This window comes from Mesorhizobium norvegicum (assembly GCF_004919685.1).
GTDB lineage: Bacteria > Pseudomonadota > Alphaproteobacteria > Rhizobiales > Rhizobiaceae > Mesorhizobium > Mesorhizobium norvegicum.
Genome location: NZ_SMYZ01000099.1, coordinates 1 through 26811 on the forward strand (window position 1 = coordinate 1; position 26811 = coordinate 26811).

The 26811-nt window shown below is 63.2% G+C and carries 21 protein-coding genes; 7 read left to right on the forward strand and 14 right to left on the reverse strand.

All coding sequences use genetic code 11. The features are described 5' to 3' along the window. The 4 genes from FCU66_RS34690 to folP all read right to left on the reverse strand — a co-directional run. Positions 1-240 (reverse strand): hypothetical protein (locus FCU66_RS34690; RefSeq protein WP_136625475.1); only part of this gene is annotated, 240 nt, incomplete at its 3' end. A 379-nt stretch (positions 241-619) separates the two neighbouring features. Beyond that, entirely contained in the window at positions 620-1132 is a 513-nt protein-coding gene (gene folK / locus FCU66_RS34695; RefSeq protein ID WP_136618941.1) for a 2-amino-4-hydroxy-6-hydroxymethyldihydropteridine diphosphokinase, read from the reverse strand. Continuing rightward, positions 1116-1475 (reverse strand): dihydroneopterin aldolase, encoded by a 360-nt coding sequence (folB, locus tag FCU66_RS34700; protein ID WP_056582260.1) that lies wholly within the window; start codon positions 1473-1475, stop codon positions 1116-1118. Before folB ends, folK begins: the two co-directional genes overlap by 17 nt. 3 nt (positions 1476-1478) lie before the next feature. Then, on the reverse strand, positions 1479-2330 hold the full coding sequence (gene folP / locus FCU66_RS34705; RefSeq protein ID WP_136618940.1) for a dihydropteroate synthase: 852 nt from the start codon (positions 2328-2330) through the stop codon (positions 1479-1481). 124 nt (positions 2331-2454) lie between these two features. Between folP and FCU66_RS34710 the strand changes: the two genes are divergently transcribed. Next, positions 2455-3072: a DUF922 domain-containing Zn-dependent protease gene (locus tag FCU66_RS34710; RefSeq protein WP_168991932.1), complete on the forward strand. Its 618-nt coding sequence runs from the start codon at positions 2455-2457 to the stop codon at positions 3070-3072. Between the two features lie 208 nt (positions 3073-3280). Beyond that, entirely contained in the window at positions 3281-4762 is a 1482-nt protein-coding gene (locus tag FCU66_RS34715) for an MDR family MFS transporter (protein WP_136618939.1), read from the forward strand. Between the two features lie 3 nt (positions 4763-4765). On the opposite strand, the gene FCU66_RS34720 is transcribed toward FCU66_RS34715, so the two are convergent. The 3 genes from FCU66_RS34720 to FCU66_RS34730 all read right to left on the reverse strand — a co-directional run bounded on the left by FCU66_RS34720 (position 4766) and on the right by FCU66_RS34730 (position 6691). After that, the gene (locus FCU66_RS34720; RefSeq protein WP_136618938.1) at positions 4766-5794 is read right to left on the reverse strand and encodes an NAD(P)/FAD-dependent oxidoreductase; all 1029 of its coding nucleotides are present in this window, start codon (positions 5792-5794) and stop codon (positions 4766-4768) included. Positions 5795-5889: 95 nt separating this feature from the next. Next, on the reverse strand, positions 5890-6210 hold the full coding sequence (locus FCU66_RS34725) for a 2Fe-2S iron-sulfur cluster-binding protein (protein WP_136618937.1): 321 nt from the start codon (positions 6208-6210) through the stop codon (positions 5890-5892). Positions 6211-6322: 112 nt separating this feature from the next. Next, the gene (locus FCU66_RS34730) at positions 6323-6691 is read right to left on the reverse strand and encodes an Hpt domain-containing protein (RefSeq protein ID WP_136618936.1); all 369 of its coding nucleotides are present in this window, start codon (positions 6689-6691) and stop codon (positions 6323-6325) included. 271 nt (positions 6692-6962) lie between these two features. On the opposite strand from FCU66_RS34730, the gene FCU66_RS34735 reads away from it, so the two are divergent. Next, complete coding sequence (locus tag FCU66_RS34735) at positions 6963-13358, forward strand: kinesin (RefSeq protein WP_136618935.1); 6396 nt, start codon at positions 6963-6965, stop codon at positions 13356-13358. A gap of 157 nt (positions 13359-13515) precedes the next feature. On the opposite strand, the gene FCU66_RS34740 is transcribed toward FCU66_RS34735, so the two are convergent. From FCU66_RS34740 to FCU66_RS34755, 4 genes are all read right to left on the reverse strand, one after another. Continuing rightward, positions 13516-14124: an ABC-type transport auxiliary lipoprotein family protein gene (locus FCU66_RS34740; protein ID WP_425462883.1), complete on the reverse strand. Its 609-nt coding sequence runs from the start codon at positions 14122-14124 to the stop codon at positions 13516-13518. A 79-nt stretch (positions 14125-14203) separates the two neighbouring features. Further along, the gene (locus FCU66_RS34745; protein WP_136618933.1) at positions 14204-15577 is read right to left on the reverse strand and encodes an MlaD family protein; all 1374 of its coding nucleotides are present in this window, start codon (positions 15575-15577) and stop codon (positions 14204-14206) included. A gap of 14 nt (positions 15578-15591) precedes the next feature. Continuing rightward, positions 15592-16413: an ABC transporter ATP-binding protein gene (locus FCU66_RS34750; RefSeq protein WP_136618932.1), complete on the reverse strand. Its 822-nt coding sequence runs from the start codon at positions 16411-16413 to the stop codon at positions 15592-15594. A gap of 1 nt (position 16414) precedes the next feature. Beyond that, positions 16415-17602, reverse strand: a complete 1188-nt coding sequence (locus FCU66_RS34755; protein WP_136625476.1) for an MlaE family ABC transporter permease — start codon at positions 17600-17602, stop codon at positions 16415-16417. A 76-nt stretch (positions 17603-17678) separates the two neighbouring features. Between FCU66_RS34755 and dgcA the strand changes: the two genes are divergently transcribed. Beyond that, complete coding sequence (gene dgcA, locus FCU66_RS34760) at positions 17679-18662, forward strand: N-acetyl-D-Glu racemase DgcA (protein WP_136621021.1); 984 nt, start codon at positions 17679-17681, stop codon at positions 18660-18662. On the opposite strand, the gene FCU66_RS34765 is transcribed toward dgcA, so the two are convergent. Together FCU66_RS34765 and FCU66_RS34770 are read right to left on the reverse strand one after the other, a co-directional pair. Next, positions 18633-19847 (reverse strand): MFS transporter, encoded by a 1215-nt coding sequence (locus FCU66_RS34765; protein WP_136621022.1) that lies wholly within the window; start codon positions 19845-19847, stop codon positions 18633-18635. The two genes, dgcA and FCU66_RS34765, sit on opposite strands and share 30 nt — an antisense overlap. 125 nt (positions 19848-19972) lie before the next feature. Next, positions 19973-20788, reverse strand: a complete 816-nt coding sequence (locus FCU66_RS34770; protein WP_126068979.1) for a UDP-2,3-diacylglucosamine diphosphatase — start codon at positions 20786-20788, stop codon at positions 19973-19975. A gap of 120 nt (positions 20789-20908) precedes the next feature. Here FCU66_RS34770 and FCU66_RS34775 point away from each other — a divergent pair, with 120 nt between their 5' ends. The 3 genes from FCU66_RS34775 (at position 20909) to FCU66_RS34785 (ending at position 25496) form a co-directional block, all read left to right on the forward strand. Continuing rightward, a complete protein-coding gene (locus FCU66_RS34775; protein WP_136621023.1) occupies positions 20909-21688 on the forward strand; it encodes an SDR family oxidoreductase in 780 nt (259 codons plus the stop codon). Positions 21689-21865: 177 nt separating this feature from the next. Then, positions 21866-24190, forward strand: coding sequence for an NADP-dependent malic enzyme (locus tag FCU66_RS34780; RefSeq protein ID WP_136621024.1), 2325 nt, complete (start codon positions 21866-21868; stop codon positions 24188-24190). A gap of 91 nt (positions 24191-24281) precedes the next feature. Next, a complete protein-coding gene (locus tag FCU66_RS34785) occupies positions 24282-25496 on the forward strand; it encodes a DUF2865 domain-containing protein (RefSeq protein ID WP_136621025.1) in 1215 nt (404 codons plus the stop codon). On the opposite strand, the gene gltX is transcribed toward FCU66_RS34785, so the two are convergent. Beyond that, positions 25414-26787, reverse strand: coding sequence for a glutamate--tRNA ligase (gene gltX, locus FCU66_RS34790; RefSeq protein ID WP_136621026.1), 1374 nt, complete (start codon positions 26785-26787; stop codon positions 25414-25416). The two genes, FCU66_RS34785 and gltX, sit on opposite strands and share 83 nt — an antisense overlap. Positions 26788-26811 lie beyond the last annotated feature (24 nt).

A 26811-nucleotide genomic window follows, 5' to 3' on the forward strand; every position in this document is an offset into this window, starting at 1 on the left:
CGTAGCATGAGGAGAGTGGTCGATCGCGGGCAGAAGCTTGGGAGGCGAGAGCAAGGAGACTTTTTCCCGGCCTATGTAAATCGACTGGTAGTGCTTCTGTAGAGCCGACTCTTCCGCCCGCTTCTCGGTTTTGTATGCGTCGACCATGAACAGGCCGATTACCCCGCCCCAGACAAGGAACGGCAGCGAAACACCCACAACGCCGGTCGCGATAAGAATTCGAAATATGGTTTTTTGCATCGCAAGATCTCACTTCAAAAAACCATAGCGACACATTGTTCAAAAATTACTTTGAAATAGCTAAGATTTTAGCAGCCCTTGTCATCTCTCAGAAGCGACTTCAGCAAACGCCTTTAAGATTGTGGCGGGCAGGTCTCCACACGCGAACGGACACATAGTCACGAAAATCCTAAATCTCGCGACAAAATCGGTGGCGCTGGATTTTCAGGGGAAATTCTGTCGCAAAGGTCTGGCGCAAAAGTCTGACTCGCGCGACAGACTTTTGCGACACAGGAAGAGAGCTTCCGCCCTCTGTCAGCCCGAAAGCAGATTGACCGCATCCCACCCCGTCACAGTCTTTTAGATATAACTAATGTCTGGCGGGTCCTTCTGGCTGAAGTCAGGCCAGCCACCAATCCCGGCCGGACGACAAGCGCTCGATGCCGGACGTGTCGACGGCGGCCAGCCGGTCCGTGATGCTGCGACCACCGACAACCAGGCCAGGCGCGATCTCGGCCAGCGGCGCCAGCACGAAGGCGCGCTCCAGCATGCGCGGATGCGGCACCTCCAGCCCGGTCTCGTGAATGACGCGGTCGCCGAACACCAGAATGTCGATATCGATCAGCCGCGGCCCCCAGCGCTCCTCGCGCACCCGCTTCAGCTTGCGTTCGGCATCGAGGCAAAGGTCGAGCAAGGCACGCGGCGCAAGGCCGGTGGAAATCTCGGCGGCGGCATTGAGAAAGTCCGGCTGATCGAGCTTGCCCCAAGGCGGCGTGCGATAGAGCGAGGAGACGCCGGTGACACGCGTGTCCGCGTCGGCATCCAGCATGCGCAGCGCCGCGCCCATCGATTTCGCCGGGTCGCCAAGATTGCCGCCAAGGCTGAGATAGACCGTGCTATTCGGGCCAGACAACGGTCACCTCGACGTAATCGAGCACGCCCGGCACCGGGGCGTTCGGCTTGCGCACCGTGATCTCGGCTTTCTTGATCTGCGGAAAACGCGCCGTCAGCGCACGGGCCACTTCGAGCGCGAGGGACTCGATCAGGAAACGGCGTTGCCCGGTGATGATCTTTTCGATCACCGTGAACGCAATGCCGTAGTTGACGGTGTCCTCGATGGAATCCTCGACAAGCGCCCGGCCGGGATCGACGGTGAGAGCGGCATCGACATAGAAGCGCTGGCCGAGCCTTTCCTCCTCGTCCAGCACGCCGTGCCGGGCAAAGAAAGCGCAGTTCTTCATGCGGATGACATACATCGCTCAGTCTCTCGCCCGGTCGGTTTGACGCGCCAGCATAGCATCTGCGAGCGCCAAAGCGTCCACGTTGAATGCGACATCGTGGACGCGAAACAGATCGGCGCCCTTGAGCCGCAAGATGACGCTGGTCGCCGCTGTTCCAACACCTCTGTCAGCCGCATCGCGGCCGGTGACGTTCCCGATGAAGCGCTTTCGCGACGTACCGGCCATCAGCGGCAAGCCGAGTGCATGCAGCTCCGCAAAGCGAGCCATCAGGTCGAGATTTTCCTCCGCCGTCTCCTTGGCGAAGCCGAATCCGGGATCGAGCACGATATGATCGTCGGCAACGCCGTTCTGGCGGGCGATTTCGAGCGATTTCCGCAGGAACGCCAGCTGATCGGCAATCACGTCCGGCAGCTTCTTGCGATCTCGCCCGGTATGCATGATGACAAGCCCGGCGCCGGTATCGGCCGCGACACGCGCAATGTCGGGCTCACGCTGCAAACCCCAGACATCGTTGACGATATGCGCACCGGCGGCAACCGCAAGCCGCGCCGTGTCGGGACGATAGGTGTCGACCGAAATCAGCACCTCGCTGGCGCCCGCCAGCGCTTCGATCACCGGCAGGATGCGGGCCTGTTCCTGGCTGGCCGATACCGCGGCGGCACCGGGGCGGGTCGATTCTCCGCCGACATCGACGACCAGCGCCCCTTCCCCGATCATGCGCCGTGCCTGGACCAGCGCTTTTTCGGGGGCATCGAACAGGCCACCGTCGGAAAAGCTGTCGGGCGTGACATTGAGGATGCCGACGACCACGGCCTTGCCGCCAAGGTCGAGATGGCGTCCATGCGCCAACTGCCATCGCCTAGCCGTCATTGCTCACCAACCATGGGGCTCATCAACCATGTGTGATCCCTAGCGGATCAATTCCGTTGCGCCGGCAACGGCCGTAAAGCAAGGTGGTCCAAGAGGCAACATGATGAAACGATCCATGCTGGGCATGAAACAATCCTTGGCTTGTGCGCTGCTGCTCGCCGTGACCCCGCTCCCGGCGGGTGCGGCCAATCTCGTCAAGACGTACAGCTACTTCGCCATTGGCGGCAGCACGCTGGAAGACATCGAGGCACAGCTTTCCAAACGCGGGCCGGAGGTGAAAAGCACCGGCGCGCGTCACCCCGGCGCCACGCAGATGGCCTTCACCACCCGTATCAGCTATGCGCAGACATCGAACTCCTGCCGGATCGCCGACGCTGTGGTGACCGTCAAGGTGAAGGTGATCCTTCCCGAGTGGCGCCGCCCACGCAAAGCCGATGCCGATGTCAGGCTGTTCTGGGATACGCTGTCCGCCGACATCAAGCGCCACGAGGAGCGCCACGTCGAGATCGCCAAGAACCATGGCCGCGAACTCGAAGAGGCCCTGAAAGCCACCTATCCGCAAAAGAACTGCGACGCCGCCAAGGCCAAAGCCGCCGCAATCACCGCGGCTGTTCTTGCCAGCCACGACCGGGCCCAGCTCCAGTTCGACCGTGTCGAAAGCGTCAATTTCGAAAGCCGCATCCTGAGGCTGCTGCGCTACCGGATGGAGCGCATCGGGAACGGCCAACTGCCGCCGGCCTGAACGCACTCGAACTGACGAAAGCCAAATTCGCCGAGGCGTAGTGCCAGCTTCGAAAAACTTTCGAGCCCCTGTCGAAATCGGCCTATATGGGACGACATATATCAGGCTCGCCAGGCGCGAGCTCAAAACGCCAATGCGATCAAGACGGTCAAAGGACCGGAACGGCCAAACAGCGCCGGTCAAATCGCAAGCTTACGGATGAACGATCATGGACCAGGCTGTCGACACTCAAACGATGGTGGAAACTGGCACGCCGCTAACCGAGCGCGAAAAGAACGCCATCATCGGCGGCGTGCTCCTGTCGATGTTGTTGGCGGCGCTCGATCAGACTATCGTCGCGCCAGCCATGCCGACCATCGGGCATGCGCTCGGAAACGCACAATATCTGCCATGGATCGTCACCGGCTACCTCTTAACCGCAACCGCCGTGGCCCCGCTCTATGGCAAGATTTCCGATGTTTATGGCCGCCGGCCGACCGTTTATGCCGCGATCCTGATCTTTTTGGCGGGATCGCTGGTCAGTGCGATGGCCCCCAACATGTTCGTGCTGGTTGTCGGGCGCGCGATCCAGGGCGCCGGTGGCGGCGGCTTGTTCGCTTTGACACAGACCGTCGTCGGCGACCTCGTTCCGCCACGCGAGCGGGCACGTTACGCCGCCTGGTTCTCCGGCACATGGGCTGTTGCCAGCATTGCCGGGCCGTTGCTCGGCGGCACTTTCGCCGAGCATCTGCACTGGTCGCTGATCTTCTGGATCAATATTCCGCTTGGTTTTCTTGCGATGGCGATCATCAACAAGCCGCTCAAGAAACTGCCCATTGCCGCCAAGCACCATCGTATCGACGGCCTCGGCGCGCTGCTTCTGATCATTGCCACGGCGCTGTTGCTGCTCGCATTGAATTGGGGCGGCAGCGCCTATCCCTGGATTTCGCTTGAAGTCATCGGCGTTCTCTGCGGCTCGGCGATTTTCTGGGGCGCTTTTGCCCTGCGGCTGATGCGAGCCGCCGAACCGCTTATCTCGCTCGAAGTGCTCGGCAATCCAATCGTTCTGGCAGGCACACTTTCGATGTTCCTGCTTCAGGCTGCAAGCGTCGGTATGGCCGTCTACCTGCCCGTCTATCTCCAGTCGGTGCTCGGCCTGTCGGCAGGCGAGTCGGGCATCGCGATGCTTGGGCTTCTGCTGGGGACCGTCGGCGGCGCGGCATTCAGCGGCCGTATGATACCGCACTTCACCCACTACAAGCGCATCGCAATGGTGGGCGTCGTCTTCAGCATGCTTTGCCTCTGCCTGCTGGCCCTCGTCGCAGGGCATGCATCGCTGCTGGAAGTAGAGGTTTTGACGATTTGCATAGGGTTGGGGACCGGAACGACGTTCCCGGTCACCACCGTATCGGTCCAGAACGCCGTCGACCGCATGCATCTTGGCGTCGCGACGGGCGTGCTGACATTCCTGCGCTCGCTGGGCAGTGCGCTTGGCGTCGCGATGCTCGGCGCGGTCGCTCTGGGCTATGGCCTGCCGCTTGCCGGTGAAGGCGTGCGGATTGCTGACCATGCCGCATCGGTCGAGCCGTTCGTGATGATCTTTGCCGTCGCCGCCGCCACATTGCTGCTGGGGCTGATCACGCTGACGCTGATGCCCGAAAAAGAGCTTCGCGGCTATGCCGACGATGCAGCTCCAATCCTGGCGGAGTAAAAGCTAGCCGGAGACGCCGAGCTTCTTCTGCAGGCTGGTCGACGAGGTCGTGTACTGGAACACGATGCGCTCGCCGGGGCTGATGATGCGCTTGGCTGCCTGCGCCATTAGCGCCACCTCGTGGAAACCCGACAGGATCAGCTTCAGCTTGCCTGGATACCAATTGATGTCGCCGACGGCGAAAATGCCAGGCACCGATGTCTGGAACTTCTCGGTATCCACCGGAATGAGGTTCTCGTGAAGATTGAGGCCCCACTCCGCGATCGGGCCGAGCTTCATGGTCAGGCCGAAGAATGGCAGCATACGCGTGCAAGGCACCTCGACATCGCCATCCGGCCCCTTGATGGTGGCCGATGACAGCTGACCGTCGGCGCCGGTCAATCCGGTCACCTGCCCGACCTGGAACTCCAGCTGCTTCATCTCCTGCATGGCATACATCTTGTTGACGCTGTCGGGAGCGGCACGGAACTCAGGCCGCCGGTGCACCAGCGTCACGCTCTTTGCCACGGGTTGCAGGTTCAGCGTCCAGTCGAGCGCCGAGTCGCCGCCGCCGACAATGACGAGGTCGTGATCGCGAAAATCCTCCATCCGGCGCACCGAATAGAAGACACTCTTGCCTTCATAGGGCTCGATGCCCGGGATCGGCGGACGTTTGGGCTGGAAGGAGCCGCCGCCGGCGGCAATCACCACCACCTTGGCCTCAAACACCTCATTCTCGTCGGTGGTGACGCGAAAACTGCCGTCCTCCAGCTTTTCCAGGCTGGAGACCATGCGGTTGTAGGTGAAATCAGGCTTGAACGGCGCGATCTGCTCGAGCAGTTTGTCGACCAGTCCCTGCGCCGAGATCGAAGGCCAGCCGGGAATGTCGTAGATCGGCTTTTCCGGATAGAGTTCCGCGCATTGGCCGCCGGGCCGGTCGAGGATGTCGATCAGGTGGCACTTCATGTCGAACAGGCCGAGTTCGAACACGGCGAAGAGGCCGACTGGCCCTGCCCCGACAATAAGCACGTCTGTCCTGGTGATGTCGGTCATGCCTGTGCCTCGCTGCGAAAACAGCAGGACACTGCATGACCATTGCTCCGCTGCCAAGCCGCAGCGGGAAAAATCAGTTGGCAAAGATCCTGCGCTTATCCCTGACGGGCGGGCACGCGGACAACAAGGCCGTCAAGCGAATCGCGTACCTTGATCTGGCACGACAGCCGTGAGTTCGGCTGGACGTCGTAGGCGAAGTCCAGCATGTCCTCTTCCATCGCTTCCGGCTCGCCGACTTCAGCCGTCCACGCTTCGTCGACATAGACGTGACAGGTGGCGCAGGCGCAGGCGCCGCCGCATTCCGCCTCGATCCCGGGCACGGCGTTGCGGATCGCGTTCTCCATGACCGTCGAGCCGTTCTCGGCGTCCATGTCGAAATGTGTGCCGTCATGGGCGATGAAAGTCAGCTTGGTCATTTGTCACCTGAAGGGAGTCTCAGCCGAGATAATCACTCCGGCGAGCAAGTCAACTGCCGTGCGAAAGCGCCGCTCCGTGACGTTTTTCCGCAAACCGGGTTCGGCGCCGGATTCAGCGATTGATGGCGGCGATGAAATCGCGCACTTCGTCGATCAGCGTGCCAAGCCGCTTGAGCGTCTGGTTGTCTTCCGGCTGGCGCTCTATCTCGGTGACGCAATCGGCAATGGCAAAGGCACCCACGCCCCGTGCCGAACCCTTGAGCCCATGGGCGAGCAGAAGCCGGTCCTTGATGTCGGCGTCGACTATTCTGTCGCGCACCGACAGCGCCTGTTGTACAAACAGCGCCAGCACCTCCTGCTCGAGGCTGCGGTCGCCCATCGTCTGGCGGGCAAGGTGTGCCAAATCGACCGGCCGTGACCGCCTTGGTCCGGATACGTCGCCCCCGGGCATTGAGAAGGCAATGCCGCTTTCGCCACGCATGAACTCGAACTCCGTTTCTTCGATCGCCCGAAAACCTAGGCGAATCCAATGGACAACGGGTTAATGAATGGCCGGGAAAAATGTTGCCAAAGCGGCGCCGAAATCACGGTTGCGTTAACCTTATATTTAAAGTTTTACGTATCTCGCGGAATGCATGTTTTCTTTACCCCCCTGTGTCATTACGATACGAGGGGTCCATTTTCAGCCTCCTGCGCGTGGTACGACAAACAGAATTATAAGCCCGCGGCAGCTAGTACAGGGTAGCGAAGGCATGGCAAAGAAACCAACGACGACGAGAACTCTCGACAGCGACGTGGCCAGGGAACTGGAAAAGGCGCTCGATCTCGACCTCAGCAATGAAGTCGGCAGCGGCGACCTCGACATCGCGGCTTCGATGGAGGATCTGGAAGCGCAGATATCCCAGGCCGCCGACGAGCTGGCACGCGAGGGACGCAATCAGAAACCAGAGTCCGTGGTCAATCAGAGCCAGGCCCAGAACCAGGCCGCAAAACCCGCGCCAAAGGCCAAGCCTGCCGAGTTGCGCCCCGTGGAAACACGCAATGGCGCCCAGCCCGCGGGTTTCGCGCCTGCCAATGACGATCGCCAGAAGGATTACAAGACGCTCCTGCACAGCCTCAACAGGCGTGCCTCGAACACCATTTACTGGGTCGTTGCCTTCGTTTCGCTCGCCTGGTTCGCCGGCGCCGGCGGCTTGGCCAACCTCCTTTTCGGACCGAGCATCTGGAGAATCCGCACGCTCGACCAATTCCTTGCCCGTCCGGAGCTGATCGGCCTGGCGGTCGCGGCGATCGTGCCAGTCATCCTGTTCTGGGCCTTCGCGGCCATGATTCGCCGCGCCCAGGAAATGCGCATCGCCGCTCAGTCGATGACCGAAGTGGCCTTCCGCCTGACCGAGCCGGAAAACCTTGCCCAGGATCGCGTCATGATGATCGGCCAGGCCGTTCGTCGTGAGGTCGCGGCCATGGGCGAAGGCATCGAACGCACGCTTGCCCGCGCCGTCGAGCTGGAAACGCTGGTCCACAGCGAAGTCAACCAGATCGAACGCTCCTATTCCGAGAATGAATCCCGCATCCGTTCGCTGGTCGACGGCCTCGGCAGCGAGCGCGAAGCCGTCGTCACCCATGCCGAGCGCGTCCGCGCCTCGATCACCGGCGCGCATGAGACACTGAAGGACGAGATCGGCGCCGCCTCCGACATCATCCGCGACTCGATCCTCAATGCGTCGACCAAATTGTCGATGACGATCACCAATTCCGGCGACACGCTCATCGACCGCATCAACGAAAGCTCGATGTCGATCTTCGATTCGGTGGAAGGCCGGCTCGATTCGATCACCGACCGGCTGTCGACCTCGGGCGAGGCCTTCGCCAGCCTTCTCGACACCCGCATTGCCAAGCTGACGGACACCACGGACGGCCTGACACGGTCGTTGACCGATCTGCTCGACGATCGCACCACCGGCATGGTGTCCCTGCTTGGCGGCGCCGCGCGCACCCTCAATTCCGAATTCGAGGCCAGCCTCAACGGCATCGAGCGGACGCTCGCCGAACGCGGCCAAGCGCTGATCAGCGAATTCCAGACCCGCGCCGAGGCGCTGGACACCGGAACGCAGAAGCTCAATGCGGCACTCGAGGCCCGCGCCCGCCAGATCAACGAGACGCTGGTCGAGCGCGCCCGCGAAATCGCCCATACCTTTGCCGAGAGCAAGGACACGCTGTCGGCGATGATCGATCAGGGCAAGACCCAGATCGGCGCCGACATGGCCGACATCGTCACCTCGACCTCCTCCATGCTCGAAGCCCGCGCCAGCGACTTCGCCGGGCGCATGGAAGCCGCCCGTCACGTCGTCTCGCGTTCGTTCGACAGCGACATCCAGCGGCTCGCCGACGCCCGCGTCGGCATCGAGGAAGCCGTCGAGAACCACAGCAGAAAACTGTCCGAAAGCCGCGAGCGCATGGCCACGGCCATGCAGGCCGACCTGGCGAAGTTCGCCGAGGGCCGCGCCGGCATCGATGCGGCGGTGACCAACCAGGTGCAGAAGCTGGCCGAAGGCCGCAACCTGATCTCGCGCGCTCTCGAAGAGGATCTGCGCAAGGTCAATGAATCGCGGGCGGCCATCGATGCATCGCTCGGCAGCCATCTCGAAAGGCTGGAAGAAGGCCGCAACAGGCTCTCCTCTGCCTTGAACGAAGACTCCGGAAAACTGGTGCAAGCTCGTACGATCATTGATGAAATGGTCGCAGGCCACGTCGGCAAGCTCGCCGAGGGCCGCAACATTCTGTCGCGCGCTTTGGAGGCCGATCTCGGCAAACTGTCCGACAGCCGCGCCGGCATCGACGGTCTGGTCGCCGGTCAGGTCGAGAAGATCGCCGAAGGCCGCGCCGTGCTCGCCAAGGCGCTGGAAAACGACATCATCGGCATCAAGAGCCTCATCGAAACCCATTCAGCCAAACTGGCGGAAGACCGCACGCAGCTTTCCCATTCGCTCGACCACGATCTGTCCGGCATACGCGGCCTGATCGAAAGCTATTCGGGACGGCTGGCCGAGGACCGCAGCCTGCTGTCGCAGACCCTTGAAGCCGACCTTGCCAAGCTGGCCGACAGCCGTTCGAGCATTGACGGTCTGGTCGCTGGTCAGGTCGAGAAGCTGGCGGAAGGCCGCGACATTCTCAAGCGCGCACTGGAATCCGACCTGAACACGATCAGGGGCGTTATCTCAAGCCAGTCGGAAAAGCTGGCCGAGGATCGCGGGCAGCTCTCGCGGGTGCTGGAAACCGACCTGCAGAATGTGAACAGCGTCATCGCCGACCACATGAACAAGCTGGTTCAGGATCGCTCGGCTCTATCCAAAGCACTTGAGGATGACCTCGCCAAGCTTGCCGACAGCCGCTCCAGCATCGATGGGCTGGTTGCGGGTCAGGTCGAGAAGTTGTCCGAAGGCCGAGATATCCTGCGGCGCGCTCTGGAATCCGACCTCAATGCGATCAAGGGCACCATTGCCGACCAGTCGCAGAAACTGGTCGATGACCGGGCGCAGTTCGCCCGGGCGCTCGAGGCTGATCTCGAAAGCGTCAACGGCCTGGTCAACAGCCATTCCGAAAGGCTCGTTCAGGATCGTTCAACGCTGTCGAGAGCGCTCGAGACCGACCTCGAAAACGTCAGCGGTCTGATCAACAGCCATTCCGAACGGCTCGCCCAGGATCGTTCGACCCTGTCGAGGTCACTCGAGGCCGACCTCCAAAACGTCGGCGGCCTCGTCAACAGCCACGCGGAAAGGCTTGTCCAGGAGCGCTCGACCCTGTCGAAGGCGCTCGAGGACGATCTCGCCAAGCTGGCCGAGAGCCGCTCCAGCATCGACGGTCTGGTCGCCGGCCAGGTCGAGAAGCTCGCAGAAGGCCGCGACGTTCTCAAGCGCGCGCTTGAAGCCGATCTGGCCAAGCTGGCCGAAAGCCGCTCCAGCATCGACGGTTTGGTCGCTGGTCAGGTGGAGAAACTGGCCGAGGGCCGCGACATTCTCAAACGCGCCCTCGAAGCTGACCTGCAGAAGCTGAGCGAAAGCCGCAGCGATATCGACGACGTCATTGCCGGACATGTCGGCAAGCTGTCCGAAGGTCGCAATATGCTGACCCGCGCGCTGGAAGACGATCTCGGCAAGCTCGCCGAGTCCCGCAGGGACGTCGACCGCTCGCTGTCGGGCCATATCGATCAGATCGCCGCCAGGAGCACCGGCATTTCCGACGCGATCGCTGCCGATGTCGAAAAGATCGAGCAGGCGTTCAGCCGTCAGACCGGCATCATCGAAGAGCGCGCCGGAACCATGGAGCGCGCGCTCTCGACAGGCGTCGACAACATCCGCAGCGTGCTCGAGAAGAGCGCTGTGTTTGTCGCCGGCGCCCTGCGCGAAAAGGTGCTGGAAGTCACCAGCACGCTGCATGAGCAGGCCGGTGCCGCGTTCAGTGACGCCGACCGCAAGATCGCCGAGCGCGCCGAGCAGACCTCTGCCGCCCTGCTGACGCGGGCCGAAGACATCGCCCGCACCTTCGAGGAGGCCGATCGTCGCCTGCACGCCCGTGCGGAAGATACGTCGAACGCCTTGCTTGCCCGCGCGGACGACACGTCCAGCTCGCTGCTGGCCCGTGCCCATGAAACCGCCGATCAGCTGGCTGCTCGCGCAAGCCAAATCGCCGGCACCTTCGAAGCGGCGGACCAGAAGCTCGCCGCCCGCGCCCAGGAAACCGCCGATCAGCTAACCGCCCGGGCTCAGGACACCGCCGACCATCTGGCGGCTCGTGCAAGCGAGATTGCAGGCACGTTCGATGCGGCCGACCAGAAGCTGGTCGCCCGCGCCATCGAAACGGCCCAGTCGCTGGCCGCGCGCGCCGGCGACATCCTGCGCAACTTCGAAGGCGCCGACCAGCGGCTCGGCGTGCGCATCGGCGAATCGGCCGAAGCGCTCGCCGCACGCGCATCGGACCTCGGCCGCATCTTCGATGCCGCCGACCAGCAATTGGTCTCGCGCATCGCCGAAGGTTCGGAAGCGCTGTCGAGCCGTGCCTCGGAAATCGGCCGCATCTTCGACGACGCGGATCAGCGTCTGGTGTCGCGCATCGCCAACAGCACCACCACGATCGGCGAGCATGCCGAGACAATCGTCGGTGCCTTTGCCGATACCGAGCAAAGGGTCGCCGAACGCGCAAGGCGGACCGGCCAGGAAATGGCCGTGCATGCCCGCGAAATCGAGCAGGCGCTTGCCGGCGCCGACGAGCGGCTCGCATCGAGCGCGGCAGCCGCGGCCGCCCGTGTCGAAGAGCAGGTCTCAGGCGTCGAGAACCGCCTCGCCTTCACGGCCGAGACGATGGGCCAGAAGCTCAACGAGCAGGTGTCGAATGCCGAGGCGCAACTCGTCTCGCGCGCCAATGTCATCGCGGAGACCTTCACTGCGGTTGGCCAGCATATCGGCCAGAGCACCAACGATGCCGCCAAGACGATCGGCGCCAACACCCGCGAACTCAACACCATGCTCGCGGCGCGTTCGGCCGAAATGTCGAAGATCCTCGACGAAACCGCACGGCCTTTGGTCGAGCGCTTCGCCCAGGGCGGCTCGGAATTGCAAAAGAGCATGGAAGAGGTCACCGAGCGCGCCACCGAGAAGCTGCGCAGCGAGAATGCCGCACTTGTCGACGCGCTCGCCAACCGCACCGCCGAAACCTTGTCGGCGGTCGAAGGCGCTCGCTCGTCGTTGTCCGACAGCGTCGCCGACCTCATCGGCCGCATGACCAAGTCCAGCTCGCAGCTCGGTCAGCTGATCGAGCAGGCCGCGGTCAATCTCGGCCAGGTCGATGAACGCCTGAGCGGCAGCACGCAAAGCTTCGCCGCCACCACCGAGAAGGCCGCGCAGACCTTTGCCAGCTCTGCGCGTTTGGTCGATTCGAACACGACAAGGCTGACGGAACTGTCGTCGTCCACCTTGCGCGAGGTCGCGTCGATCGCCACCAAGTTCGACGAACACAGCCGGCTGCTCTCCAGCGCTTCGGACCTGTTGAGCTCGGCCCAGAGCAACCTCGAGCACACGCTCGAACGGCAGTCGTCGCTCGAAGATCTCGCCGTCGGCCTGGTCAAGAAGTCGGAAGATCTCGAAAGGGTCATGCGCTCGTTCGAAAATCTCGTCGGCCAGACGCTGCAGAACGCCGAAGGCAAGACGATGGAGTCGGCCGACAAGATCCGCATCGCCATCACCGACGTCGTCGATTCGGCAACCAAGCGCTTCGCCGATGCGACCGAGGAGATGCGGCGCACAGCGGGCTCGATCAAGAGCGAGCTCGACCTCACCCGCGCCGAACTCAAGAAGGGCGTCATCGAGATGCCGGAAGAGGCCAAGGAATCGACCTCGGCCATCCGCCGCGCCGTTTCCGAGCAGATCAATGCCCTGAAGGAGCTTTCGGACATCGTTGCGAAGTCCGGCCGTGGCGGCGATGGGTCCGAGCCACGCAATTTGCGTCCAGCGCCGCAAGCGCCGGCCGCACGTGCTGCCGAGCCGCCGCGTCGCGCACCGGCTCCGCAGCCGGAGCTGCGCACGCCTCAGGCGCCCTTGGGCGGCCCTGCATTGCGCGGCACGCTCGACCTTGAGCGTCCGGCCGAGGCGGCACCGCGCCAGCGTTCAGACGCCAACGCCCGCACGCCTCAGGGCGGCTGGGTGCGCGATCTTCTGACAGCGGCGTCGAACGACGAGGATTTGAGGTCGGTAACACCGTCGGCGCCTGCGGAAGCACCGCGCGCGGCTCCTGCCCAGCGCTCGCCCCTGCATGTCGTGGAATCGCTGAACTCGCTCTCCGTCGACATCGCGCGGGCCATCGACCACGATGCTTCGATCGAGTTGTGGAATCGCTACCGGCGCGGCGAGCGTGACGTGTTCACAAGGCGGCTCTACACGCTGAAGGGCCAGCAGACGTTCGACGAGATCCGTCGCAAATATCAGGCGGAGGCCGAGTTCCGCGCCGCCGTCGACCGTTACTGCGACGATTTCGAGAAGCTGCTCAAGGATGTCTCGCGCAACGACCGCGACAACATCATGGCGCAGACCTATCTGACCTCGGACACCGGCAAGGTCTACACCATGTTGGCCCACGCCAGCGGCCGTCTGCATTGATCAGCCGATTAGGGCAAAAAACAAAAAGGCGGGAAATTTCCCGCCTTTTTCATGTCGACCGATTTGTGCTGTTGGCGCGTTTGCGGCGCCGTGTGCCTTGCAGTGGCTCGGGCATCAGCAGTGTCAGAAGCGCTGTGCGATCAAGCCTTTATGGAAATCAGATGACCGAATCCGTCCAGCTCACGATCTGCCTGGCGGCGTCGCCGAACGCGTTGTCGAGCGCGCTGACATAGGCAGGATTGCCGCTGCCCGAAACGGGCGCGGATGCGGTGAAGCTCTTGGAGGCACGCACCTCACCATTGCGGTCGTTGAGGATGCGCACGAACAGGTCGACCTCGGCATGCTCGCCGCCGTCGACACGCACTTCGAAGGAGCGGATCTCGACGATCACCTGATAGTCGATCGCAAGGCCCTCGCCCGGCTTGCCGACGCCGGCAAAGCTGCCCGAACGCTGGAACGTCTCGGCCAGCCGCGCCTGCACGATCAGCGGCAGCCGGTCGGCCCATTGCGCGCCCTTGAGATACTGGATCGAGCGATCCGACGGCTTGATGACGATGTTCTGGCTGTCCAGCGCCTTCAGCGCCGATGGCTGCGCAATCAGGATCTGGCGGCGGCTGTGGCCATGCGCGTCGACCGTAGGCGCCGACAGCTCGAACGTATCGAGCGGCGCGGGCTTGCCGCCCAGTGCCGCGCAGCCGGCCAGCGTCAGGGCAAGCAGTACCGCAGCCGATGTCAACCCGCCCGTTTTCACCCATACAGACTTCACGCGCGATCCCCGTTGTCCCCGGATCGTAAGATCGACCCGCTTTCGCGGCTCATGTTCTTGGGGCTCGCCGACGCCGAAGTCAACGCCGCGCCCTGCCATCGAACTGCCGAACCTCGCCATCGCCACCCGAAAGGATGCGCTGCGGATTGCGGCTGAGATCGGTCACCGCCTCCTCGATGCGACTGATCGAACGGCGGCTGTCCTGCACCAGTGCCTCGACATTCGAAAGCCCCTGGCCCGAGAAGCGCGCCAGATTGTCGGTGATGACGCCAAGGCGGGCATTCAGCGTGTCGGCAACCTGCTTGAACGACTTCAGCGTCGCCCTGGCATCGGCCATCACGCCGTCGGCTTGACCGGAACCGAGCAAGGTGTCGACCTTGGCGAGGATGCCGTCGACACGCACCGAAGCGTCGTTAAGCCGTTGCGCCAGTTGCTTGGCATCCTTGATCGTCTGGTCGATATCGTCGGCCCGGTTGGCGAACTTGTGGGTCACTTCCGCGATGTCGGCGGCGGCCTTGTCGGCGCTTTCGCTGGCCTTCTGGATATTGGCAAGTGCCGAGCGCACCTGCGCCGGGTCAATGCCGTCGAGCACGCCGTCGACCTTGGCCAGCGTGCCTTGCGTCTGCTTGGCGAAATCGTTGACGGACCCAACCGCGGTATCGACATTCTTGATCACGCCGTCGAGCTGTTTCGAAGTCTCCTTGAGATTCCCTGTCACCGTGTCGACATTGGCGACAATGCTCTTGATCTTGTCCTTGTCGACGGCATTGAGAAGGCCTTCGGCTGCCTTCAGCGTGCCGTCGAGCTTGCCGGAAACGCCTTTCAGCTCATCCGCCAGCGTGCTGGCGGCGGACAGGAACTTGTCGATGCCGTCCGAATTCTTGGCCAGCGCATCGGAGAAGGTCTGCACGTTCTGCACGGTCTGCGTCAGCGGGCCGCGAACGTCCTTGGTGAAGCCCTCGAGCTCGGTCAGCACCTTGTCGGCGCGGGTGAAGATATTCTGCGCCGTCTGCAGCAAGTTGGTCACCGCTGACGGGTTGGCGACGATCTCGGCGACCTTGCCTTCCTTTTCCGCCTGGTCGAGGAGCTTGACTTCCTTGGGGTCGGCGCCCTTGAGTTCGATGTTGGCCTGCCCGGTCAGGCCGGCAAGCCCGATATCGGCCTGCGTCGACTTGGTGATCGGCGTCAGGCGGTCGATCTCGGTGTCGGCGATGGCAACCGTCGGATTGTCGACGTCGATATAGACGCGCTTGACGTCGCCAACCTTGACGCCGTTGAACAGCACGAAACTGCCGCGGCCAAGCCCGGACGCCGAGCCCGGAATGCGCACGCGCAGCAACGTCGTCTCTCCCTTGTCGCCGATCGCCGCCGTCCAGTAGACGAACGCGAACGCCGCCAGGATCGCAGCCAGCGTGAAAATGCCGACAATGACGTAGTTGGCTCTGGTTTCCATTGCCTCACTTATGGCTATGCGCGTGCCGCAAGATCAAGTTGCCGGGCGCGTTTTCCGCGGAAATAGGACTTTACCCACGGCTCCTCGCTCTTCAGCATGTCGTCTATCGTGCCTTCGACCAGCACCTTCTTGTTGCCAAGCACTGCCACCCGGTCGCAAGCCGTGAACAACGTGTCGAGATCATGCGTCACCATGTAGACGGTCAGATCCATCGTGTCGCGCAGCTTGACCACCAGTTCGTCGAATTCAGCCGCGCTGATCGGATCCAGACCCGAAGTCGGCTCGTCGAGGAAGACGATGTCGGGATCGAGCGCCAAGGCGCGAGCCAGCGCCGCCCGCTTGATCATGCCGCCGGACAGTTCGGACGGGAATTTCTGCGCCGCATCAGGCGGCAGCCCGACCAGTTCGATCTTGAGCAATGCCAGTTCGTCCATCAGCTTTCGCGGCAGGTCGAGATATTCACGCATCGGCACCTGGACGTTTTCCAGCACCGTCAGCGCCGAAAACAGGGCGCCATGCTGGAACAACACGCCAAGGCGCATGTCGATGCGCAGCCGCTCCACATCGCTCGCTTTCTCGACATCGACACCGAACAGCTTGATCGTGCCCGACTGCTTGCGCGTCAGGCCGAGAATGGTGCGCAACAGTACGGATTTGCCGGCGCCCGAGGCGCCGACAAAGCCAAGGATCTCGCCGCGCCTTATGTCGAGCGACAGTCTGTCCAGGATGAGCTTGTCGGCAAAGGACACGGTGATGTCGTGCGCGGAAAGCACGATGTCGCCCTCGCTCGCATCGTTCGCCGGTGTATCCGCCCTTTTCCTGTTTCGCAGCTTCATCTCAGAACTCGATCGCTGCGTAGAAAATGGCAAAAAGCCCGTCGAGGATGATGACGACGAAGATCGATTTCACCACCGAGGCGGTGACGTGCTGGCCGAGTGATTCCGCGCTGCCGCCGACCTTCATGCCTTCGACCGAGGCGATCGTGCCGATGATCATCGCCATGAATGGCGCCTTGATCAGGCCGGCAAAAATCGTGCTGAGGTCGATGGCAACGCGCAGCCGGTCGATGAAAGCAGCCGGTGGGATGTCGGAATAGAGCCACGCGGCCAGGATGCCGCCGCCGAGTGCGGCGAAATTGGCGATGATGGTCAGGCACGGCAAGGCGATGACCAGCGCCACGAGCCGCGGGAAGACCAGGACGCCGATCGGGTTGAGCCCGATGACCTTCAGCGCGTCGACCTCCTCGCGCATTTTCATCGAGCCGATCTCGGCGGTGATCGCGCTGCCGGAGCGGCCGGCGATCATGATCGCCGTCATCAGCACCCCAAGCTCGCGCAGGATCAGCACGCCGACGAGGTCGACGACGAAGATATCGGCGCCGAAATAGCTGAGCTGGTAGGCGCCTTGCTGGGCAACGATGGCGCCGACGATCGCCGACATCAGCACCACCACCGGAATGGCGCCGACGCCCATACGATCGATCTGGTTGAAGATCGCCGCCGGATTGATGGCATGACCACGCCCGAGCTTCATCTGCGCGCCGCGGATGGTGGCGCCGAGGATGTTCATCGAGGCGAGGAAGTCGTCGCGCATCTCGTAGACGCGCCGGCCGACCGCTTCCAGCGCGCGAATGACGATGTTGGGCGGCCGCGTCGGGCCGGAGTCGGGTTCGCGCCGCACGGCCTCGCCCACCGCGTCGAGCAGGATCGAAGCGATCTCGCTCTGGCCCTGCATCTGGATCTTGACGCCCTTCTTCTCGAAGACGCTGACCAGCCGGTCGATCAGCCAGGCGCCGGCGGTATCCATCTTCTCGATGTTGGAAAGATCGAGCGCCAAGGTCTTGAAACCGCTTCGCTTCTCGATCTTGCGCATCTCCGCGTCGATCAGCGCGACGGTCCGTGTCGTCCAGATTCCGGAGAAAGCGCAGCCGAGAACGCCGTCCTCCTCGCCGATCGCCACGCGCGGTTCGTGGTCAGCCTCCCCCGCGGTCGTGCCGCTTGCGTCGCGCTTGCCGATGGTCAACATGGCGTCCTGTTTAGCCTGACGGGTCTGACCTGTCGATTTGCCGACGACGCTTGTCGCATAGCCGGAGCAGAAAAATATGGCGCGTGTCATTTCGGTTGAGGCCGAGCGTTTTCCCATCGCCGGAACCTTCACCATTTCACGCGGTTCCAAGACCGAAGCTGAAGTGATCTCCTGCACGATCAGCGAAGGCGGCCACGCCGGACGTGGCGAATGCGTTCCCTACAAGCGCTATGGCGAGACCATGGACGGCGTCCGGGAGGCGATCGAGGCCATGCGCGGCCGGATCGCTGGCGGCATCAGCCGAACCGCCTTGCTCGACGCCATGCCGGCCGGAGCAGCCCGCAACGCCATAGACTGCGCCCTGTGGGATCTGGAGGCAAAGATCAGCGGAACATCGGTGGCGGATGCGATGGGTGCCGCTCCATTGCGGGCGCTCGAAACGGCCTACACTCTGTCGCTCGGCGAGCCGGAGGCGATGGCGGCGCAGGCCCGCGCCAATGCGGCGCGGCCGCTGCTCAAGGTCAAGATCGGCGGCGACAACGATATCGCCCGCATCCGCGCGGTCAGGCAAGCGGCGCCCGACAGCCGCATCATCCTCGACGCCAATGAGGGCTGGAGCGACGACAACATCGTTGCGAACCTCGCCTTTGCCGCCGAACAGGGCATCGCGCTGATCGAGCAACCGCTGCCGGCCGGTCATGACGGCATCCTTCGCCATATCGCGCATCCGGTGCCCATCTGCGCCGATGAAAGCGTGCATGAGGCGAAGAACCTCGAAGCGCTTGTCGGCCTCTACGATGCCGTCAACATCAAGCTCGACAAATCGGGCGGCCTGACAGCCGCCCTTGTGCTGCGCGATCACGCCCGCGAACTCGGTTTCGGCGTGATGGTCGGCTGCATGGTCGGTACATCGCTGGCCATGGCGCCGGCGGTGTTGCTCGCACAGGACGCCGATTTCGTCGACCTCGACGGTCCGCTGCTGCTTGCCCGCGACCGGGTGCCAGGCCTTGTCTATCAGGGGTCGCTGGTGTCACCGCCCGATACGACGCTGTGGGGCTGAGCGCGCTGCAAGCCCGATCAGCACGAGGCCGACGATAGCGATCGGGATCATCACAAGGAACCCATCGACGCCGAGACGGTCATAGAGCGGGCCGGAAGCAAGCGTAACGGCGGCCATGAAGAAACCATTGAAGAAATAGGCGATGCCTTGCGCGGCACCGGTGCGCTCTTCGGAGACAGTCTCGGCGATCATTTTCTGCAGGCCGATCAGCACCATCGCGACAGACACCGAATGCAGCGACTGCACGGCGAAGAAGCCGGGAATGCCAAGACCGAGCGGCCATACCAGTGGAAAGATGATCCAGCGCACTATCGAACCGATGCCAGCGATCACCATCACTTTGACGACCGACACGGAGGCGAAAATGCGATTGAAAAACAAAAACATGCAGACTTCGCACACCACGCCCCAGGCCCACAGCAGGCCGACGACGGAATCGCTGATGCCGATCGATTTCCAGTAGATGGAGACGAAGCCGTAGAGGAAGGCGTGGCTGGCGGTAATGATGCCGACACCAAAGGTGAAGTAGAGGAAATAGGCATTGAACAGGCTAGGCGCGGCGTGCTGGATTTCTGCGGCCGACAGCGGCGAGGCCTTGCGCGGCCGCCCCATGCGCGGCGCAAACAGGGCTGCGGCAAGCGCTGCGGCAAGCGCCACGAATATGATTGTCGGCACGGCTTTGGCTCCGGCCGCCGCCAGGATGAAGCCACCCACGACATTGGCGCAGAGATAGGAGATCGAGCCCCATTTGCGCATGGCGGTGTAATTCGAGCCGAAGCGGCGCACTCCAGACAACGCTAGCGAATCGGCCATTGGCGAATGCGGTGTCCAGACGATCGTCAAAAGCAGAGAAACGGCCAGCACGATCGCGTAAGTCGCGGGCAGAAAGTAGCCGGCCGAAATGGCCATCGTTGCCGCGACCATCGCGATATAGACGTTGGCGCGGTCCTTCGTCCGGTCGGCAAATGCCGTTAGCATAGGCGTCGTCACGACGCGCAAGAACATCGGTGCGGCAAGGATCACGGCGATCTGTTCGGCGCCGAAGCCCTTCGCCTGCAGCCAGAGCGGAAAATAGGGCAGATGCGTGCCTTGCGACACGAACAACGTCGCGAAAATCAGGCTCATGCGCAGTTCGAAATGGCGCGGCTTGACGAGTTGTTCGGGCGAAAGCGGCGGCAGGGACATGAATCGATCCAATCACGCTGCACTCGGCCGGACGGCAACGTATATCGATCCCTTAACATGGGCGAAAACCGGGCGAAACCGGCTGGACTAATCGATTGATCCCAGAGCCTGAATGAACTTCGGCGCTAGGCCGCCTGCCCGACCCGGTCTTCGATGAGCAGCGGGATAAAGGGCTCGTCCGGCGCCTCGGGCAGCACCTGCGCCCAGGTCAGGATTTCCATCCGGCCGTCAAAATGTTCGACCACAGCCGTGCAGCTTTCCACCCAGTCGCCGGTGTTGATGTACTGGACATCGCCAAAATTCTCGATGACGGCATGATGGATGTGGCCACAGATGACGCCGTCGACATGCGAGCGGCGCGCCTCGTCCGCAAGCATGGTCTGGAACGAGCCGATGAAATTCACCGCCTTCTTGACGTTGACCTTGGCCCAGGAGGAAAACGACCAGTAAGGCAGGCCGAGCAGCTGGCGCAGCCGCGTCACCACGCGGTTGACCAGCATGGCCGCGTCATAGGCGTGGTCGCCGAGATAGGCGAGCCAGCGCGCATTGTGGACGACAGTGTCGAACTGGTCGCCATGGATGACGAGCAGCCGCTTGCCGTCGGCGGTCTCGTGGATGGCGCGGTCGGCGACGACAATGCCGCCGAAATGCACGCCCTGGAACTGGCGGGCGAACTCGTCATGGTTGCCGGCGATGTAGGTGATATTGGCGCCCTTGCGCGCCTTGCGCAGCAATTTCTGCACCACGTCATTGTGGCTTTGCGGCCAGTGCCAGCTCCGCCGCAACCGCCAGCCGTCGACGATGTCGCCGACCAGATAGATGATATCGGCATCGTGATGTCTAAGGAAATCGATCAAGAATTCGGCCTTGGCCGCCTTCGAGCCGAGGTGGACATCGGAGATAAACATGCTGCGGAAAGTGCGGGGCTCTTGGCCGGACATCGCGATTTCACCGTTGCTTTCGCGAGAGGCTATGCCCCGATTCATGCAACAACCGTATGACGGTTGCGATTGGTCCAGCCGAAGGACTAGCTTGCCGCCGGCTCACAAGGAGAAATCATCATGGATCTCGGCATTCGCGGGAAGAAGGCCATCGTCTGCGCTTCGAGCAAGGGACTTGGGCGCGGTTGTGCCATGGCGCTGGCCGAGGCCGGCTGCGATATCGTCGTCAACGGGCGCAATGCCGAGTTGGTGGCGAAAACCGCCGCGGAGTTGCGCCAGCGCTACGGCGTGACGGTGACGGAAGTGGTTGGCGACGTCTCGAAGCCGGAGGTGCAGAAGGCGCTGCTCGCGGCCTGCCCCGACCCGGATATCCTCGTCAACAACAATGGCGGACCGCCGCTTCGCGACTTCCGCACGCTTGATCGCGAAAAGATCCTCGAAGGCGTCACCCAGAACATGGTGACGCCGATCGAGCTGGTCCAGGCTGTCCTCGACGGCATGGCGGCGCGCGGCTTCGGCCGCATCGTCAACATCACCTCGCTGTCGGTCTATGTGCCCATTCCCGGCCTCGACCTGTCGTCCGGCGCGCGCGCCGGCCTGACCTCGTTCCTTGCCGGCGTGGCCAGAACGGTGATCGACCGCAACGTGACCATCAACAGTCTTTTGCCGGGCAAGCTCGACACCGACCGGCTGCGCGGCCCGCATGAAGCCGGCACCGTCGAGGATCCTGCCGCCGCTGCCGCACGCAAGACCCGCATCAGCGCCGATGTTCCGGCCAAGCGGCTCGGCACGCCGGAGGAATTCGGCCAGATCTGCGCCTTCCTGTGCTCGGTCCATGCCGGCTATCTGACCGGGCAGAACATACCGGTCGATGGCGGTCTCTACGTCAGCGCCTTTTGATCAACTTGTCCGTGAAACTGCAGGAACTATCTGTCAGAAAATCGGCATAAGCATTTGACAGATCATGACTTTCGATGCGCCGCCGGGTAAAGCTGCCGGCGCGTCAATTAGCGTCGCGAAAAACCTCGGCTGCATGCTAAAAGGGAATCTCCAGGCAGATTTCGAGGGAGCGGCCGCATGGAAGGCGAGAACAAAAAGACGGCACGTTCAGACCTCGACGAAGCCGCCCTCTACTTCCACAAGTACCCAAGGCCGGGAAAGCTAGAGATCCAGGCGACCAAGCCGCTCGGCAACCAGCGCGACCTCGCGCTCGCCTATTCGCCTGGTGTCGCCGCCCCTTGCCTGGAAATCCGCGACGATCCGGCAACCGCCGCCGACTACACCGCGCGCGCCAATCTGGTTGGTGTCGTCTCCAACGGTTCGGCCGTGCTCGGCCTCGGCAATATCGGCCCGCTGGCCTCCAAGCCGGTCATGGAGGGCAAGGCTGTCCTGTTCAAGAAGTTCGCCGGCATCGACGTCTTCGACATCGAGATCGACGCGCCGGGCATCGAGCGCATGGTCGAGACGATCTCGGCGCTGGAGCCGACTTTCGGCGGCATCAACCTCGAAGACATCAAGGCGCCGGAGTGCTTCGAGGTCGAGGAACAGTTGAAGGCCCGCATGGGCATACCGGTGTTCCACGACGACCAGCACGGCACCGCCATCATTGTCGCCGCCGCCGTGCTCAACGGGCTGGAATTCGCCGGCAAGACGATATCGGACATCAAGATCGTCACCTCCGGCGCCGGCGCAGCGGCCTTGGCTTGCCTCAACCTGCTGGTCTCGCTCGGCGCGCGGGTCGACAACATCTGGGTCACCGACCGTTTCGGCGTCGCCTACAAGGGCCGCACCGACGAGATGGACCGCTGGAAAGACCCCTATGTGAAGGATACCGAAGCGCGCACGCTGGCCGACGTCATCGCAGGCGCCGACGTCTTCCTCGGCCTGTCGGCGGCAGGCGTGCTGAAGCCGGAACTGCTCCAGCACATGGCGCCGAAGCCGCTGATCCTGGCGCTGGCCAATCCCAATCCGGAGATCATGCCGGAAATAGCGCGTGCGGCGCGTCCCGATGCGATGATCTGCACCGGCCGTTCCGATTTCCCCAATCAGGTCAACAACGTACTGTGTTTTCCTTACATCTTTCGCGGCGCGCTCGACTGTGGTGCCAGCGCCATCAATGAGGAGATGAAGATGGCGGCGGTGCGGGCGATCGCTGCCCTTGCCCGCGAAGAGCCATCCGATGTCGCGGCCCGCGCCTATTCCGGCGAGACGCCGATCTTCGGGCCTGAATTCCTGATCCCCTCGCCCTTCGATCCGCGCCTCATCCTGCGCATCGCGCCTGCGGTCGCCAAGGCTGCCTGTGACACCGGTGTCGCGACACGGCCGATCACCGACTTCGCCGCCTATATCGACAAGCTCAACCGCTTCGTCTTCCGCTCCGGCCTGGTGATGAAGCCGGTGTTTTCGTCCGCCAAGGCGTCGACCGCCAAGCGCGTCATCTATGCTGACGGCGAGGATGAGCGCGTGCTGCGCGCGGCACAGGTCGTGCTTGAGGAAGGCATCGCCGAGCCGATCCTGATCGGCCGCCCGCATGTCATCGAAGTGCGCCTGAAGCGCTACGGGCTGCGCATCAAGCCCGGCGTCGATTTCGGCCTGATCAACCCCGAGGACGATCCGCGCTATCGCCACTATGTCGACCTGCTGATCGAACTCGCCGGCCGGCGCGGCGTGACGACGGAGGCCGCGCGCACCATGGTGCGCACCGACAACACGGTGATCGCGGCCCTGGCGCTGAAGCGCGGCGATGCCGACGCCATGGTCTGCGGCCTCGAAGGCCGCTTCGAGCGGCATCTGCGCAATGTCACCCTGATCATCGGCCCGCGCGCCGGCGTCAAGGACCACGACCTGTCGACGCTTTCCATGCTGATCTCGCAGCGCGGCATCATCTTCCTCACCGACACCCACGTCTCTGTCGACCCGACCGCCGAGGAGATCGCCGAGATGACGGTGCTGGCGGCGGAAGAAATCCAGCGCTTCGGCATCGAGCCGAAGGCGGCACTCCTGTCGCATTCGGATTTCGGCTCGCGCGATTCACCCAGTGCACTCAAGATGCGGCAGGCGGCGGCGATCCTGGCGCGTATTGCCCCTGAACTGGAGTGCGATGGCGAGATGCATGCCGACTCGGCTTTGTCGGAGCATCTGCGCCAGCGCGTCTATCCGCATTCGCGGCTGAAGGGCGAAGCCAATTTGCTGGTGTTCCCCAACCTCGATTCGGCCAACATCACGCTGACCGCCCTCAGAACCATGATGGACGCGCTGCATGTCGGGCCGATCCTGCTCGGCACCGACATGCCGGCGCACATATTGACGCCGTCGGTGACCTCGCGCGGCGTGGTCAACATGACAGCGCTCGCCGTGGTCGAGGCCGCTCACAAGGCGCAGGCGGTCGTCAATCTGGGCTGAATACGGATTTCGCGGTAAACTGCAGTTAACCGCGAACACGGTAGCCTTGCGGGGCCAACGGGCGGGGTTTGGGCAGGCGGAGTTTGGGCGGATGGCAAGCGGAGGGTGGAAGCAGGCGCATGCTGCCGTGCTGCTCGGCCTTCTGTTGTCTGGAACCTGGGGGATAGCCGAGCCACAGGCCGCCTCGCGGGTCTGCCGCCAGTTGGAGGCCGATCTTGCCGCGGCGTCACGCGGCGGCGGTGGCGGTCCGGCGCTGATCCGGAAATACGACGCCGCCATCGCCAGGCAACGCGAGCAGATCTCAAAAGCCCGCAGCCAGTCGAGCCGTGCCGGGTGCGGCTTTTCGCTGTTCGGCCGCAACGTCAATGAATGCGCCGGGCTCAACGCCACCATCGACCGCATGAATGCCAATCTCGACGCGCTGCAAAGCAAACGCGAGCGGCTGGCCGGTGGCGGCTCGCGCCGTGACCGCGGACGCATCCTGGCGGCGCTTGACGCCAATGGCTGCCGAGACGACGCTGTTGCGCCACGGCGCGCGCCCTTGCAGGAGGCGAACCGCGAAGACGGCGGCGCAAATTTGTTCGACCAGCTTTTCGGCGGCAACAGCCGGCAACTCGATACGCCAGATACACTTGACCAGCCCGACGATCCCGGCGAGGAGCGCAGCGTCCGCCGGGTGCTCAACCGGCCCGGTGTACCGGACTTTCCGAGCGTTGGCGGTGAATTCCACACCTCCTGTGTGCGCACCTGCGACGGCTACTTCTTCCCGATGTCGAACTCGGCCTCATCAAGCGATTTCGAACGTGACCAGAAGAATTGCGAATCGAGCTGCCCCGGCACCGAGATGCAGGTTTTCTACTCGCGCGGCATGGACGACGATTCGGCCTCGATGACGTCATCGGTCACCGGCCGGCCCTACAGCGAATTGCCGACCGCCTATCTCTACAAGCAGTCCAACATGGCGCGGCCGCCGGCCTGCGGCTGCAACGCCGCCGCGCAGGGCTTCCAGATCATCGCCGGCAATCCGCCGAATCCGGAGCAATCGCAGCCCGAAACGGACGCCGCACCGTTCATCCCGGTCCCGGTGTCCAAGCCGGATCCAGGTGCAGATCCGGAAACCCTGGCCAATCTGGAAGGCGGGCTCGATCGCGAGGCGATCAAGCGGCTTTCCACCCAGCCGGTGACGTCGCCGGTATCCGCGCTGCCGCCGGAACAGCGCAAGGTCAGGGTCGTCGGGCCAACGTTCCTTCCCGACCCATCAGCGGCAATAGATCTGCAAGCTCCGGCCCCGAAGGCAGTCCGGTAAGGGCTGTTCTGAGCGGCATGAACAGAGCTTTGCCCTTGCGGCCGGTCGCTTCCCTGATCTTGCCCGTCCAGTCCTTCCAGATCGTCGCGGTCCAAGGTTCCTCCGGCAGCAGGTCGAACGCCTGTCGAAGAAAGTCGCGGTCGTCATCGGAAAATTCCGGCTTCTCCTGCGGCCCCTCGCGCAGGATACGCCACCAGTTGACCGCATCGGCCAGCCTGTCGAGATTGCCGCGCACAGCCAGCCAGAACGGCTCGGCCTGCTCGCCCGAGACGCCGAGCACGATCAGCCGGTCTTGCGCCTCGGCGAACGGCATGTGGTGCAGCAAAGTCCGGTTGAGCACGAACAACTCGTCCGGATCGAATTTGGCCGCGGATTTCGATGTCGCGGCCGGATCGAAGCGCTCGGCGAGTTCACCCATCGTAGGCATCGCCGCGACATTCTCCGAGGTGCCGACCAGCACGGCCAGCGAGGCGACCGCCATCGGCTCGATGCCGTCCTCGCGCAGGCTTTCGATCGAAAGCGCGCCGGTGCGCTTCGACAGTCCCTCGCCCGATGCGGTGGTCAGGAGGTTGTGGTGGCCGAACACTGGCGGCGTGGCAGCCAGCGCCTGGAACAGGGCGATCTGCACGCCCGTGTTGGTGACATGGTCGTCGCCGCGGATAACATGGCTGACGCCCATCTCGATGTCGTCAACCACCGAAGGCAGCGTATAGAGATAGGTGCCGTCCTCGCGCACAAGAACCGGATCGGAAAGCGAAGCGAGGTCGACGGTCTCCTCGCCGCGCACCAGATCGTTCCAGTGGATTTCGGTGCGTTCCGGCTGTTGCGGATCGCCTGAGAAATTAGGGAGGAGAAAACGCCAATGCGGCCGGCGGCCATCGGCCTGGTATTCGGCGATCTGCTCTTGCGTCAGCGCCAGCGCCTCGCGACCATAGACCGGCGGCAGGCCGCGCGTGCGGCGCACCTTGCGCCTCAGATCCAGCTCCTCCGGCGTTTCATAGCAGGCATAGAGAAAGCCTGCCGCCTTCAGCCTCTCGACCGCCGCGTCATAGACCTCGAAGCGCCGCGACTGGTACTCGGTGGCATCGGGAAAAATGCCCAACCAATGCAGATCGTAGAGGATGGCGTCGGAAAATTCCTGCTTCGAGCGCGCAATGTCGGTGTCGTCGAAGCGCTGGATGAAGCGGCCCTTGTTGTTCATGGCAAACAGCCAGTTGAACAAAGCCGTGCGCGCATTGCCGATATGGATGCGGCCGGTTGGCGACGGGGCGAAACGAACGGTAACTGTCATGAGCGGGGCGTACCGGATGCTTTT